Origin of the sequence: Pseudanabaena sp. CCNP1317 (genome assembly GCF_034931345.1) — a bacterium.
GTDB lineage: Bacteria > Cyanobacteriota > Cyanobacteriia > Pseudanabaenales > Pseudanabaenaceae > Pseudanabaena > Pseudanabaena galeata.
This window is the reverse complement of sequence record NZ_JAYGIF010000002.1, coordinates 18,334-32,947: the sequence shown is the minus strand read 5'-3', so window position 1 is coordinate 32,947 and position 14,614 is coordinate 18,334. Positions and strand designations below refer to the sequence as shown.

Genomic DNA, 14,614 nt, shown 5'->3' with positions numbered 1-14,614 from the left:
GTTATAATGCAGAACCTAACCGACTTTTGCATTACAGCGCTTCGCGCTCAAATCCAAATCAAGGAAATTTTAAATGTGTTGCGAAACAACACTTTTTAAAATTTCCTTGTGGTTTGGTTGATCGGTAATTGCTGTAAATTCCCCCATAGAGTAATGAGTAAAGAATTTCGCGAATTTTTGCGTAAAGTTGGTAGTGGTACACATACCAGCAAAAGCTTGACGCGCCAAGAGGCTGAGGCTGCCACGACCATGATGTTGCAAGGAATTGCTACTCCTGCTCAGATCGGTGCATTTATGATCGCCCATCGGATTAAACGTCCATCTAGTGAGGAATTAGCAGGGATGCTTGATGCTTACAAACTGATGGGGGCAAAGCTTGCACCGATCGCATCCCATAAACAAGTTTTAGTATTGGGATCGCCCTACGATGGCAGATCGAAGACTGCACCCGTTAGTCCTGTAACGGCGATTGTCTTGGCATCGGCAGGTATTCCGATTTTGATGCATGGTGGCGATCGGATGCCAACTAAAGAAGGTTTACCTTTTATCGAAATTTGGCAAGCTTTGGGGCTAAATTGGCAAGATCTGACTATCGATCAAGTGCAGCAAAATCTAGAAATCCAAAATTTGGGTTTTGTCTACTTACCTAAACATTTTCCCCTAGCCCAAGGGCTAGTTCCCTATCGCGAGCAAATTGGCAAACGACCACCCTTTGCAACTCTTGAGCTAATGTGGTCACCCTATCAAGGCAAACAATTCATCGTCTCAGGGTTTGTCCATCCGCCTACCGAAACTAATATTCGCGAAGCCTTTGCTCAGCATGGGCTTACCGAATTTGCTACTGTTAAAGGCTGGGAGGGGAGTGTGGACTTACCGCGATCGCGTACAGCGATTATCGGCATCAATCATGGAGATAACTTTGAGCGCTTAACTCTATCCGCAAGAAACTATGGATTTAGCTCTGAAGATCCTGCGATCGTTGATGCTTCGGAAATGGCAATAAAAATCCTCTCTGCTCTCAAAGCCGAACCTTCCGAATACCTTAATTCCGTATTATGGAACTGTGGATTTTATCTCTGGCTCTATGGACTACATGACGAAATTAACGATGCGATCGCCCATGTCCAAGAAATCATCAGCAGTGGTAGAGCATTCCAGAAATTAGAGGATTTACGTACTTAACTTCTCAAAGTCAAAAAAGATTTATATTACTGATGTTACGTGGAAGGAATTCTTGCGATGGCGTAAGTCTAGGGCTTGCCCTGTGGCACAGCCCCTACGAAACAGGAATTATTCAGGTAGGGGCAATCCCCCCGTGGTTGCCCTGCTTCGCTATCAGCAAGAGATTCATCGTCTGCGTTCTGCGTAACATCAATGCTGTAAGTCTTGACCAGTTATGGCGATTTCGCTTAGGATTGAGTAAAGGCGGCGCAATGCGTCGCTTTTACTTTTTGAAGCTTAGAGATATTACATTGACTACTGTTTCGCTATCACATCGCGCTATTCAAATTAAAGAATCCCAAATTCGCGAAGCCTCCCGTTACTGCGAAAAGTTTGGCGCAATTAATCTTGCTCAAGGTTTACCTGACTTTCCTGCGCCAGAAGCAATCAAAGAATCCGCAAGAGCAGCGATCGCCTCAGACTTTAACCAATATGCAGATAGTTGGGGTTGGGACAAGTTACGTGTGGAGATCGCTGAAAAAATGCAGCGTGATAACCAAATTGCTGTTGATCCTGATACGGAAGTAACGGTCTGCTGCGGCGCAACCGAAGGGCTAAATATTGCCCTGATGACCTTAATCAATCAAGGCGATCGCGTTTTAATTTTTGAACCATTTTACGAGAATTACATTCCGAATCTAGCGACAGTGGGCGGGATTCCTGAATTTATTACCCTGCAACCACCACAATGGGAAATCACTCAAGAAATTCTTGAGCCTGCTTTTAAAAAAGGAATTAAGGCGGTAATTATTAACAGCCCTGCTAATCCTACGGGTAAGGTCTGGACACGCACAGAACTAGAACTAATCGCTAAACTCTGCCAGCAATATGATGTCTATGCGATTACCGATGAAATTTACGAATACATCATCTATGAAGGCGAACATATTAGCCTGATGAGTATTGAAGGAATGCGCGATCGCACAATCGTCGTGAATGGGTTCTCAAAAACCTTTTGTATCACGGGCTGGCGGTTAGGTTATACTGTGGCAAGCCCTGAACTAACAGCCGCAATGCGGCGGATTCATGACTTTATTACGATTTGCGCTCCTGCACCTTTGCAACATGCCGCATTAACGGCGATGCAGTTTGGAAGGGACTATTTTACCAAGTTAGCGCTAGATTACAAACGTAAGCGCGATATGCTTTACCCTGCTTTGGTGGAGCTAGGTTTGTCCCCTGTACTGCCGAGAGGCGCATACTACATCTGGACTGATAGTTCCGCGATCGCCCCAGATGCTGACAGTGCAGCCTTTCGCTTAGCTAAAGAAGCCTTAGTTGCTGCTGTCCCTGGTAGTTGCTTCAGTCATCCTGAGCGTGACAAGGTAAATGGCTTAAGATTCTGTTTTGCTAAGAAAGATAGCACAATTGAAGCAGCGGTCAAAAATTTGCGTAAACTCAAACTATAGACTGTTTGGAAGCATTAATAATATTTGGCTAAATTGCAAGGTTCGTCAAATATTATTTAATTCCGATGGTCGGGAGTTAAGATCATGTTTGAGAATCTAGAAACTAATGCGATCGCCAAAGAATCTGAGCTATTTCAAGATCATCCAGAGTTTATGTATTTACAAACTCTGGATATTGCTACGTTTCAAGAACTGCGGGAGACAATTGGTGACGATATAATTTTTTCTGATTTAATTACGATTTACCTTAATTCAGCCGAGAATTTAATTGGGTCAATTCAGTCTGCATTTACAGAGCAAGATGCGAATAAATTTGCACTGGCTTCACATTCTCTAAAATCTACTAGTGCTAGCATTGGCGCAACGAGACTCTCTCTAATATCCAAGTATCTAGAGAAAATTGGTCGAGCTGGAGAAATTACGATTTCTTCTGAATTTTTAGACTTCCTCAATAATGAATATAATGAGGTAATTAAGGCAATCAAAGTTTGTATCCTTGAGTTTATTTCACAATAATCGTTAGTCCTGCAAAGGAAGGGATTTGAATGGGTAGTCCGAAGGCTGCGCTTCACGCAGCCTTCGGACTACCAAATAATCACACCTTCGCTAGTTTACTTTGCTATAATGCCTATTTATTGGGAAAGAAGGAAGTATGCTTCTGATATCTCAATCGATAATAGAGTCTCTGAAGAATCACCGCAGCTTTCCATCCTAAAATATCACGGATGATTTTAAACATAATTCCTCCATTGGACTTGAGATCGCAGCCTCCCAAAGTGCGGATTTGCTCTTCCGCACTTGATATCAAGTCTGGAGCTTGTGGATATGACGTAAACACAAATCTCTGCCAGTAGCAAGCTGAAGCATAGCGAGTACGATAACTATCTTCATCCATTAATAGTCTTTCAGTAATGAGTTTAACAGATTCATAATAAGATAAAAAAGCTTGCTTAGATCGTTGCTTACTTAAACTGTTTGGTAATCCAGAACGATAGTAGCTCCTTGCTCCCACACAAAATCTGACCCCTTTGCTAGCTAAAATTACTCGGCAAAAATACTCGCCATCATCATTCAAAGAAAGATTTTCATTCCACTTTCCCGCTTGATTAGCAATATTACGTGGAATTAACCAACTATGTAGAGGCATCATTCCTGCAGTTTGCCAACAACAGATTAACCAATCGATGGAAGACATGTCTTGCCAGAGTTCCTGTTTGACAAACTTAGTTTCTATTCGAGAAGTATAAAACACTCCCCATTCTCCTGCAATTAGATAATCTTTATAGCTATTTTTCACCAGATTTACTTGACGTTCTATTTTGTCAATCGCTAATAGATCATCGGCATCTAAATATTGAATAAAATCCCCTTGTGAATGTATCAATGCTTGGTTTCTAGCAGCACTAGCTCCTCTGTTTTCTTGACTGATAACCTTGACGTTTTTGGATTCAAAAGTTTTTGCGATCGCTAAACTACTATCTGTCGAACCATCATCAACAATAATAATTTCGATATTCTTCCAAGTCTGATCTACAGCAGAGTTTATGCTTTCTGACAACCACTTTTCAGCGTTGTAACAGGGTATCAGAATAGAAACAAGAGGTTGATACATAAATTGTCGTTATAGTTAAACATGTAAGATGAGAGGCTTATTTGTTTCAAACTAGATATCAGATATTAGCAATCTACGAATAGCACCTAATGTAAATCGAGAGATTCTAATATTAGGTTCTTCACACGCATATTGAATGATTTGGAGTATTTTTTTTTGCTTGCTTAATTCTAGTGAAGTAGTAATTTTCTTAAGATCAGAATACCATAATTGAGTTTTTAGATAGGCTTCAATATACTTATCTAGTTTTTTGTATTGCCCATCACACAAAATGTTAGCTAGAGAGATAGTTCTTTCTTTGAGAATCTCACTGTAGTCAATATTTGTTTTAGACTTTGAATGCAACCTAAAATTAACTAAAACACTTTTGGTATAAGTTACGTTAGGGAAATGTGTAAGATACCTAATTGTTAATTCCCAATCGAAACTAAGATGGAGTTCCTCCCTAAAAACATCTATTTTCCTGATTGCTTCTGTACGCAACCATATACCTGGCTGATGATAAGGACATTTACTTTGGATTAAATTGATTGCAGATAAATTATGATGAATATGTATTTGTTCTGGCTTGTTGATTTCTCTAAAGTCTTTTACTTTTCCTGCTAGAACATCAAAATTTTTAAATTCTGTAGAAATATTTTGTAATACACCTATCTCTAAAAAATCATCTGAATTAATCCAATTAAAAATTTCTCCCGTACATTTTTCTAAACCTTTATTAATTGCATTGGATTGCCCTTGATCTTTCTCACTTATCCAATAGGCTAACCAAGTTTCATATTTTTTAATTATCTCAATAGAATTATCTGTACTTCCTCCGTCAATAATTATGTACTCAAGATTGGGATATCCTTGCAACAAAACTGAACGTATAGTTTCTTCGATAAAATGCCCATAGTTATAATTTGGGGTAACAACACTAATACGTGACCAATCAGAACCATCGGGCATCTTGTCTGGTAGTACTTCTGTCTGCTCTGTCCACGGCCATCCTGTTTTACCTTCTGGTGGAGCAGGTAAATCTTGTAATGTCAAAGCAGTATTTACAAGAGCCATGTTGTTAAATCAGAAAATCAAGATTACAAAATTTGTTCGTATAGTTTAATCTGTTTTGAGGGTGAATTTCCCAATGTTCTCCTGTTAAAAGACCTACAGCAATTACCGATCAAACGAACCACAAGAAAAAATATGAAAGCGTTGCTTCGCAACGCTTTCATATTTTTTCTTGGTTTGGTTTTGATCGCAAAGCGCTGTAAGAGCCGAAAAAACTTACGGCGGCTTGCACTCAAACCCAAGCAAAGAAATTTCTTGAAAGTGTTGCGTAGCAACACTTTCAAGAAATTTCTTCTGGTTCGTTTGATCGGTAATTGCTGTAAGAGTATTTAGCCCTTATCAATGAGTGCGATACAATTAAGAACTGTTTGAATTTGTACATAAATTAGGATTGTAAGCTCTGAATAACTTTACTTTTAAATTAGAGTGTCGGTGTGGTAGCACTGATGCCAGAGTTGGACAATTCCATACACCCCATGGAGTTGTCCATACCCCTCGTTTTATGCCCGTTGGCACATTAGCGAATGTAAAAACTGTCACGCCTGCACAGCTTAAAGACTGCAAAGCTGAAATGGTCTTGGCAAATACCTATCATCTCCATCTCCAACCAGGCGAGGATATTGTTGCCGAAGCAGGGGGACTACATAAATTTATGAACTGGGATGGTCCAATCCTGACTGATTCAGGCGGATTTCAGGTTTTTAGTCTGAGTGAGATCCGTTCAATTAGTGAAGAAGGAGTCCAGTTTCGATCGCCTCGTGATGGCAATATGATTAATCTCACGCCAGAAAAATCGATTCAAATTCAGAATCAATTGGGTGCAGATGTAATCATGGCTTTTGATGAATGCGCTCCCTATCCCGCCACCTACGAGGCGATTAAACTAGCAGGACAACGCACTACTCGATGGCTAGAGCGATGCATTAAGGCTCACGATCGCCAAAACGATCAAGCTTTATTTGGGATTGTCCAAGGTGGGGTTTATTTAGATTTACGCCAACAATCAGCGCGAGAACTGATTGAGTTTGATTTACCAGGTTATGCGATCGGCGGTGTAAGTGTTGGAGAACCTCCAGAATTAATCGAAAAAATTGTTAAAGCTACAACCCCACTTTTGCCAGCCGACAAGCCTCGCTATCTCATGGGTGTTGGTACATATAAAGAAATGGCTCAAGCCGTAGCCGCAGGAATAGACCTGTTTGATTGTGTCATTCCCACAAGATTTGCAAGGCACAGTGTTGCGCTGGTCAGAGGTGAGCGCTGGAATCTCAAAAACCAAAAATTTAAGCGTGATTTCACACCCATAGATCGCGATTGTAATTGCTACGCTTGCCAAAATTTCTCACGGGCTTATATTAGCCATTTAGTGCGATCGCAAGAAATTTTAGGCTATACGTTACTTTCGATTCATAACATTACGGAACTAATTCGATTCACTCAACAAATGCGCCAAGCGATCATTGACAATCAATTTGTCGAAAAATTTGGTCATTATCTCTCGGAGTCTTCGCCTTTTGCAGAGGAGCGCAGCTCATGATTCGCTTATCTCTCTATATTTTTCTATGGGTTGCTTCAATGGCGATCGCTATTTTTGCGACCCAAAATACTAGTTTAGTAAACTTGAAACTATTTTCCTTTGAGTCCATCAAGTTACCTCTAGGGCTATTATTAATTTTCTGCGCTGGTTTCGGAGCTATATGTATTACTTTTGGGCAAACCTTAATAGGTTTTGAATTGCCAACAGTACCGAAATTTTCTGTTTTTCCTACTGGAAATAATGCTTCAAAACGTCAAACTGTGGTTCAACCTTCAACAGCAAAGAAAGATGTTTCTAAGACAAATAATAGAAATAACAATGTTAAAGATGATTTTGATGATGACTGGGATGATGACTGGGGATAGAATGTATTCGCGAATACATTTATGATTAACTGATTTTGTTAGCGTCCAATATATGCATCCAGACAAAAGTAGCCTAAGTTATTAAGTTTATTAAATATTAAAGTTTAGTAAATTACTTGGTTATACTTGTTTAAACGTATTTCTTTTATGGTGTGAAGGAATGAAAAAAGTCAGTAATCTCTCAGTAATATTAGGCTTGAGCTTGTTAGCTACAGCTACAGGCGCAAACGCTGAGACGCAAAATCCAGTACAAGTTGAATCTCCATCTTCTGCTGTTCCAGTAATGCAATCATCGCTACCTGTAACAGAAGTTAAGTTGAGCGAATCCGAAACAATTCGAGCAATTAACACGGAATTAACCCGTCCCAAGACTGTAGCTCAAAACGTTACTTCCGTATCTCAATTGAGTGATGTGAAGCCTACAGATTGGGCATTCACTGCTTTACAGTCTTTAGTCGAGCGCTATGGTTGTATTGCTGGTTATCCTGACAGTACTTTTCGTGGTAGACAAGCGACTAGTCGCTATGAATTTGCTGCTGGTTTGAATGCTTGTTTAGACAAGATCAACGAAATTATTTCCGCAGGTTTGGCAGATAAGGTCAGCAAAGAAGATCTCGCAACTCTGCAAAAGCTTCAAGAAGAGTTTGCGGCTGAACTCGCTACCCTACGCGGTCGTGTTGATGCCCTAGATGCCAAAACTGCTAAGCTAGAAGCTCAGCAGTTCTCTACAACCACTAAGCTCAGTGGACTTGCCTTCTTTAACGTTACAGGTGCTTCAGGCTCTAATGTAAGAAGAGATCCTGTGGGATCACCAGTCGGGAATGCACCAAACACAACTATGAGTGGCTTGGTATGGTTGACTCTAAACACCTCATTTACAGGCAAAGATAGCTTAATAACTCAACTCGCTGTTGGTAATGGTAATTCACCTTACTCCAATGCCTATGGTTCAGGTGGATTCTTTAATACCACAGCTACAACTTTTACTAATCAAACGTCTGGAGAAAACCCTAATGTTTTCGTCTTACGTGAGCTTTCCTATACCTTCCCAGTATTTGAAAAAGCGAGCTTAGTAGTTGGTCCCCGCCTTAACTTCTACAAATACTTTGACGGAAACCGATTCCTCTATCCTTGGAACACAACTTTTGCATCTATCAACAACTCTTTGTTGAGCGATGCTAAGCGTGGTGCTGGCGCAGTATTCATGACTCCTCTGGGAGATATGTTTGACTTCAAAGTTGGCTACTTGGCAGAAAGCAATGAATTTTTCCCCGGAGCCATATCTTCAGCAGCAAACCCAGCTAGAGGTTTGTTTGGTGGAACCAATAATTTAACAGCAGAACTTGGCTTCAAACCAAGCGATGCATTTAAGCTGCGACTCATCTATAGCCGTGGAAATATTGATGGAAATGGCGGTCCTACCATTGGAGGTACTCCATCTTTCCAAGGTACTGCAACGGTTGCAACTGGGATAAACAACGCACAGTCAGATGTTTTTGCTGCTAACTTTGATTGGTTGGTCACCAAAGGCTTTGGTCTGTTTGGTAGATACGGATACGGAACTACTAACATCAACCTGACTGCTGGTGGCTCCACCAGTGTCAACCAATACACCTTCCAAGTTGGAGCTGCTTTCCCTGATTTGTTTAAAGAAGGTGCTCTCGGCTTGATCTCCTTTGCTGTACCATATAAGTTTGGTGACAGTAACAATGTAATTACTTCTGGTCGAGGTAATGATGGTACTCAACTCGATCTTGAAGTGTCTTATGTGTATCCTGTCACTAAGAATATTTCTCTAGTTCCTTCTGCTTACTTCATCTTTAGTCCTAATAACTTCTCCGACAATCCAACCGTATTTGTTGGTAACTTGCAAGCAGTGTTTAGCTTCTAATCACGAGGCGTAAACTTCCAAATACAAAAGGGTGTGCTAAGCACGCCCTTTTGTATTTGGAAGGAGAGATTGCTAATTAGCTCAAGTAGTTAGTGATACATTTGTTACAAATAATGTTTGCTAAGTTCTAATTCAGTGTAGATTTTTCCTAATCAGTTTTTCTTAACTCGCGGTACATTCAATCTTTCTAAGGTGTGAAGGCATGAGTCCAATCTATATTCCCCGTCGCAAGTTTATCAGAGGCGCGATCGCTACAGCTGCTTTTGGTGCAACTTCTCAACTCTGGGTGGGCTGCACAGAGCAAACTCCCACAACAGGCAACACAGGTTCTCCTACCACAGCAGGAGCGACCCTATTGAATATTGGATTTATCTATGTTGGTCCAAAAGATGATTTCGGCTATAGTCAAGCTCACTTTGAAGGTGAAACGGCGATCGCCAAGATTCCTGACGTTAAAACATACAGTGAAGCAAGTGTTGCGGAAACTGCTGTAGTTCAAGAAACTATGCTCGGCATGATCAACCAAAATGGGGTCACAGCTCTTTTCCCCACATCTTTTGGCTACTTCGATCCGCACATTCTCAAATTAGCGCCAGAGAATCCCAAGGTGCAATTCTTCCATTGCGGTGGACTGTACACAGAAGGTAAAACTCCCAAAAACATCGGAAGTTACTATGGCTACATTGATGAAGCACAATATGTTGCTGGGGTCGTTGCAGGACTATCAACTAAGTCTGGTAAGCTAGGATTTGTAGCTGCTAAGCCAATTCCGCAGGTGGTTCGCAATATCAATAGCTACACCCTAGGCGCTCGTAGCGTTAATCCTAAAGCTACAGTTCAAGTAATCTTCACAGGTGATTGGTCAGTTCCAGTCAAAGAAGCTGAAGCCTCTAACAGCATGATCGATCAAGGTGTAGATGTCTTAACCTGTCACGTAGACAGTCCAAAAGTTGTGATGGAGACGGCAGAAAAACGGAAAATATTCTGCACAGGCTATCACACTAATCAAGCATCACTTGCTCCGAATGGATATCTAACTGGTGCAGAATGGGATTGGACTAATGTTTACACCAAGTATGTAGAGCTGCTCAAATCAGGTAAGACGCTTATGGATGGAGGTATTCCTCACATTTTGCGCGGTGGGCTTAAGGAAGGATTCTGTAAGGTGTCGCCATTTGGTAGTGCCGTTAGTGATGCGGCTAAGAAGGAAGCTGAAACCGTAATGGCTAAGTTCAAAGATGGCAGCATGATCATTTATGCTGGTGAAATGAAAGATAACACTGGCAAAGTTGTAATTGCTAAGGGCAAGGAATACAAACAGACAGATCCCGATCTGGAAAAGATGGATTGGTTTGTTGAAGGTGTAATCGGAAGCGTTAAAGGCTAAACCAAATAAAAGGATTTAAGACTTACTTCGCAAGTTTTAAATCCTTTTATTTGTATATCATTCATTTGAGAACTAACTATATGAATATACGCGATCGCTGGCGTTCAACATCTGAGAATTTTCTGCTTCCCTTAGGAGCCTTACTTGCTTCCTTAGTCATTTTCGGGATTTTTTGTGCCGTCCAAGGGAAAAATCCAATCGCAATTTATGGAACAATTTATTCATCTGCGTTTGGTAATAGCTTCTCTTGGCAAGGAACCTTAATTCGAGCAGCTCCTTTAATGCTTACCTGTTTATGCACGGCTCTACCAGCGATGCTGGGATTGACGATAATTGGCAATGAAGGAGCTTTAATTGTTGGTGGACTGGGCGCGATCGCTGTTGGTCTATCGGTCGCTTCTTTACCCTCTATTCTGGTACAGATTGGAATGGCGATGGGCGGTATTATTGCGGGTGGTCTATGGATTATGTTTGTAGGTGCGATTAAGTACTATCGCGGTGTTAATGAAACTATTAGTAGTTTGTTGATGAATTACATTGCGATCGCAGTGCTTAACACCTTAGTAGAAGGACCAATGCGCGATCCTTCCACCTTAAATAAACCCTCTAGCTTTCCACTTTCGGCAATTAATATGCTGCAAAGTATTCCCAATACCAGAGTGCATTACGGTCTAATTTATGGATTAGTTGCCTGTGCGATCGCTTATTTTTTGATTCATCGCACCACTTTTGGATTTTCAGTACGCACCGTCGGCGGCAATATTCGCGCTGCTAAAATCGCAGGCTTACCAGTTGGCAAACTTACATTAATCGTCAGTTTCTTGGGAGGTTCCTGTGCTGGTCTGGCAGGCATGGTGGAAGTAGCCGCTATTCATGGCAGTGCAAATGCCTCACTAATTTCTGGCTATGGCTATAGCGGTATTTTAGTTGCATTTATCGCCAGACAAAATCCCTTAGTTGCGGTACTTGTTGCTGTATTGATGGGAGGTATTCTGGCAAGTGGAAGCGCTCTACAGAGATCGTTTGGACTTCCAGATGCTACGGTTTTGCTATTTCAAGGCATCGTATTCTTAGCTATTCTCTTTAGTGAATCTCTTTATGGTCGCTTTGACTTCTTTAAAGATAGAGAACCAGAAGTTAAGATTGACGCATCTGCAACTGTTGTTTAAATGGCAGTTAGCTATTAGCGATTAGCTTCTAAAAAAATTTTTAAAATTATTTAAAATTATTAAAGGCTAACAGCTAATCCCTAACTACTAATCGCTGAATTAATCGCTGAATCAAAAATCGCTAATTGCTAAATTCAAAACTATGTCAGATACTTCACTAGGCTGGATGAGCGTACCTCTGGCGATCATCGCAGGTACACTCAGAGGAAGCGCACCATTTCTATTTGTTAGTTTAGGTGAATGTCTTACTGAAAAAGCTGGCAAGATTAATCTTGGTCTAGAAGGAACACTGCTCACTGGGGCAATGACCGCATATGCAGTTTCTTTTTTGACCAAATCACCTTGGTTAGGAGTCTTAGCGGCTGGTTTGTCAGGTGTTGGACTGGGATTAATTCATGCATGGTTATCGCAACGCCCTAAGGTAAGCGATGTCGCTGTTGGTATTGCGATGATTATTTTTGGTAGTGGAATTGCGTTCTTCTTTGGCAAAGCCTTTATTCAACCCAAAGCGATTCCGTTGCCTGTACTTGAGTGGGGCAATTGGAGCAGCTTTCCTCAAGTTCAAGCCGCTCTGAAAGTGAGTCCATTGCTATTAATTGGTATTGCGATCGCACCATTAATGCAATGGTTTTTTAGCTCGACACGGTGGGGTTTATATGTACGTGCTGTAGGTGATAGCCCCAGTGCAGCCAGAGCAATGGGAATTTCCGTTGTGGGTGTGCGTACCTGCGCGATCGTCGCAGGTAGCTTTCTGGCTGGTATCGGTGGCGCAAGTTTATCGCTGTATTTCCCCGGACTTTGGGCTGAGAATATTTCAAGTGGTCAAGGATTAATGGCGGTTGCTCTTGTAATTTTTGCCAGATGGCAGCCAATTCATTGTCTATGGGCAGCTTTGCTGTTTGGTGGAGCGCAAGCTATCGGACCAGCTCTTCAGGCAGTTGGATTTGATTCTTACTATTACTTATTCAATGCCATGCCCTACATTATGACTTTAATCATCACGATCGCTACTTGTTCGCCACGAAGGACATTAACTGGTTCTCCAGGAGCGTTAGGTACAAATGAATAATTAAAACTTTAAAAGCATTGCCTTGCAATGCTTTTAAAGTTTTATGACAATTTTTGAAAATGCAAATACACTAAATACCAATTAACAAAAGTGTGACGACACTTTTGTTAACGAAAAACCAAACCCAGTAAGAATTTTAAAAACACAAAATACTTAGCTATTTTGTGTTTCGCTATAGAGATCCTAAATGATTTGTAAGATTTGGAGGTTTGTGAGAGTGTAACCCTTCAGGTCGCACTCTCACAAACTATTTAGAATTGCTATATAAAAAACCAAAAGATAAGTTGCGGGGCGAATCATCCCTACTTTTCTTTTGGTTTTTATACACTAATCAAAACTTTCATTGCTATACAATAGATTTTCTGTGCTGATATCTAAAAGCTTTGTGGATTATGGGAAATCAACGACCGATCGCTGTAGATTTATTTGCGGGTGTGGGTGGTATGACGCTTGGTTTTGAGCAAGCGGGATTTGATGTACTAGCTTCTGTGGAGATCGATCCCATTCATAGCGCCACCCATGAATATAATTTCCCAATGTGGGCTGCTATCTGCGCCAGTGTTACGGAGATATCAGGTGATGATATTCGGCAAAGATCAAAAATAGGCGATCGCGAGGTTGATGTAGTTTTTGGGGGACCACCTTGCCAAGGTTTTTCGATGATGGGGAAACGCGCCTTTGACGATCCGCGCAATCAATTGGTTTCACATTTTATGCGTCTAGTTAAAGAACTCAACGCTAATTACTTTGTAATGGAAAATGTTAAAGGTCTGACTTTAGGCAATCATCGACAGTTTCTAGATGAAGTGATTGATAACTTCAAAGCAAATGGTTATGAGATTCTCAGTCCTTACAAAGTACTTGATGCTTCTCATTTTGGAGTACCTCAACATCGTGAAAGATTATTTCTGATCGGTTGTCGTCAAGGTTTACCGCTTCCGAATTATCCATCACCAATTACCAAACCAGCTAAAGCAAAACGCATTGCTAAAGAGCTTGCGAATTTGCCTGATAGTCCGACGGTAAAAGATGCGATCGCAGACTTACCCGATATTTCTCAATATCCTGAGTTAATGAAACAGGATAATTTACAAGTAGAATTTGGGCAGTTCAGTGAATATGTAAAGCTAATCAATAATTTAGGCAAATCACACTTTAGTTATAAAAGAGAATATGACAAAAAATTATTAACTTCTAGCCTGATGTCAAAACATCAGGCTACATCAATAAAGCGTTTTAGTGATACAGTTCAGGGAGAAGTAGAAATCATTAGTAGATTTTACAAGCTAGCTTTAGATGGAATTAGTAATACACTAAGAGCGGGGACATCCAGCAATCGTGGTGCTTTTACGGCTCCTCGTCCCATACATCCGATTACTCCAAGATGTATAACTGTCCGAGAAGCGGCTAGATTACATAGCTACCCAGATTGGTTTTGCTTTCATAGGACAATTTGGCATGGTTTTAGACAAGTTGGCAATTCAGTACCACCGATGTTAGCTAAAGCTGTCGCTTCCCAAATCATTAAAACAATGAATGTTTCACCCACTTTAAGTGAGAAAATACTTTCTATGGGAGAGAGACCATTATTAGAATTCAATATGACAAAAGCATCTCAGTACTACAAGGTTAGTCCTTACACAATTGAGCAACGAACTAAAAAAATGTTCATAAAGAATTAAAGCAAAGCAGGGCAACCACGGGGGGATTGCCCCTACCTCAATATTAGATTTTGTAGGGGCAATCCCCGTGCTAGCACTAGACTTAGATAATTGCAGAAATTCCATCCACGTAGCATTAGTTACTTACTGATATACTACAAAGATGAGTGGCGGCGCTTTGCGCCGCCACTCATCTTTTTGGTTTTATGTTCTAAGTAAAACTTACATTGCTATATATCA

At 40.8% G+C, this 14,614-nt stretch carries 12 protein-coding genes; 10 read left to right on the top strand and 2 right to left on the bottom strand.

What is annotated here, in order from left to right; translation table 11 throughout:
- The first annotated feature begins 153 nt into the window (after positions 1 to 153).
- From VB775_RS00950 to VB775_RS00940, 3 genes are all read left to right on the top strand, one after another.
- Positions 154 to 1,182 carry an anthranilate phosphoribosyltransferase family protein gene (locus VB775_RS00950; protein ID WP_281008421.1) on the top strand — a complete coding sequence of 343 codons (1,029 nt, stop codon included), beginning with the start codon at positions 154 to 156 and terminating at the stop codon, positions 1,180 to 1,182.
- A 251-nt stretch (positions 1,183 to 1,433) separates the two neighbouring features.
- A complete protein-coding gene (locus VB775_RS00945) occupies positions 1,434 to 2,630 on the top strand; it encodes a pyridoxal phosphate-dependent aminotransferase (RefSeq protein WP_407072967.1) in 1,197 nt (398 codons plus the stop codon).
- Between the two features lie 84 nt (positions 2,631 to 2,714).
- The gene (locus VB775_RS00940) at positions 2,715 to 3,146 is read left to right on the top strand and encodes an Hpt domain-containing protein (protein ID WP_281008419.1); all 432 of its coding nucleotides are present in this window, start codon (positions 2,715 to 2,717) and stop codon (positions 3,144 to 3,146) included.
- 112 nt (positions 3,147 to 3,258) lie between these two features.
- On the opposite strand, the gene VB775_RS00935 is transcribed toward VB775_RS00940, so the two are convergent.
- Positions 3,259 to 4,242, bottom strand: a complete 984-nt coding sequence (locus VB775_RS00935) for a glycosyltransferase family 2 protein (RefSeq protein ID WP_281008418.1) — start codon at positions 4,240 to 4,242, stop codon at positions 3,259 to 3,261.
- A 51-nt stretch (positions 4,243 to 4,293) separates the two neighbouring features.
- Positions 4,294 to 5,298: a glycosyltransferase family 2 protein gene (locus tag VB775_RS00930; RefSeq protein WP_281008417.1), complete on the bottom strand. Its 1,005-nt coding sequence runs from the start codon at positions 5,296 to 5,298 to the stop codon at positions 4,294 to 4,296.
- 397 nt (positions 5,299 to 5,695) lie between these two features.
- On the opposite strand from VB775_RS00930, the gene tgt reads away from it, so the two are divergent.
- The 7 genes from tgt (at position 5,696) to VB775_RS00895 (ending at position 14,395) form a co-directional block, all read left to right on the top strand.
- Positions 5,696 to 6,832: a tRNA guanosine(34) transglycosylase Tgt gene (gene tgt, locus VB775_RS00925; RefSeq protein ID WP_281009377.1), complete on the top strand. Its 1,137-nt coding sequence runs from the start codon at positions 5,696 to 5,698 to the stop codon at positions 6,830 to 6,832.
- The gene (locus VB775_RS00920; RefSeq protein WP_281008416.1) at positions 6,829 to 7,197 is read left to right on the top strand and encodes a LapA family protein; all 369 of its coding nucleotides are present in this window, start codon (positions 6,829 to 6,831) and stop codon (positions 7,195 to 7,197) included. The genes tgt and VB775_RS00920 overlap by 4 nt, the downstream gene beginning before the upstream one ends.
- A gap of 160 nt (positions 7,198 to 7,357) precedes the next feature.
- Positions 7,358 to 9,088 carry an iron uptake porin gene (locus VB775_RS00915; RefSeq protein WP_281008415.1) on the top strand — a complete coding sequence of 577 codons (1,731 nt, stop codon included), beginning with the start codon at positions 7,358 to 7,360 and terminating at the stop codon, positions 9,086 to 9,088.
- Between the two features lie 202 nt (positions 9,089 to 9,290).
- On the top strand, positions 9,291 to 10,475 hold the full coding sequence (locus VB775_RS00910) for a BMP family ABC transporter substrate-binding protein (protein WP_281008414.1): 1,185 nt from the start codon (positions 9,291 to 9,293) through the stop codon (positions 10,473 to 10,475).
- 80 nt (positions 10,476 to 10,555) lie between these two features.
- Positions 10,556 to 11,644, top strand: coding sequence for an ABC transporter permease (locus VB775_RS00905; RefSeq protein WP_281008413.1), 1,089 nt, complete (start codon positions 10,556 to 10,558; stop codon positions 11,642 to 11,644).
- Positions 11,645 to 11,786: 142 nt separating this feature from the next.
- The gene (locus VB775_RS00900; RefSeq protein WP_281008412.1) at positions 11,787 to 12,713 is read left to right on the top strand and encodes an ABC transporter permease; all 927 of its coding nucleotides are present in this window, start codon (positions 11,787 to 11,789) and stop codon (positions 12,711 to 12,713) included.
- A gap of 392 nt (positions 12,714 to 13,105) precedes the next feature.
- Positions 13,106 to 14,395 (top strand): DNA cytosine methyltransferase, encoded by a 1,290-nt coding sequence (locus tag VB775_RS00895; RefSeq protein ID WP_281008411.1) that lies wholly within the window; start codon positions 13,106 to 13,108, stop codon positions 14,393 to 14,395.
- The last annotated feature ends 219 nt before the right edge of the window (positions 14,396 to 14,614 follow it).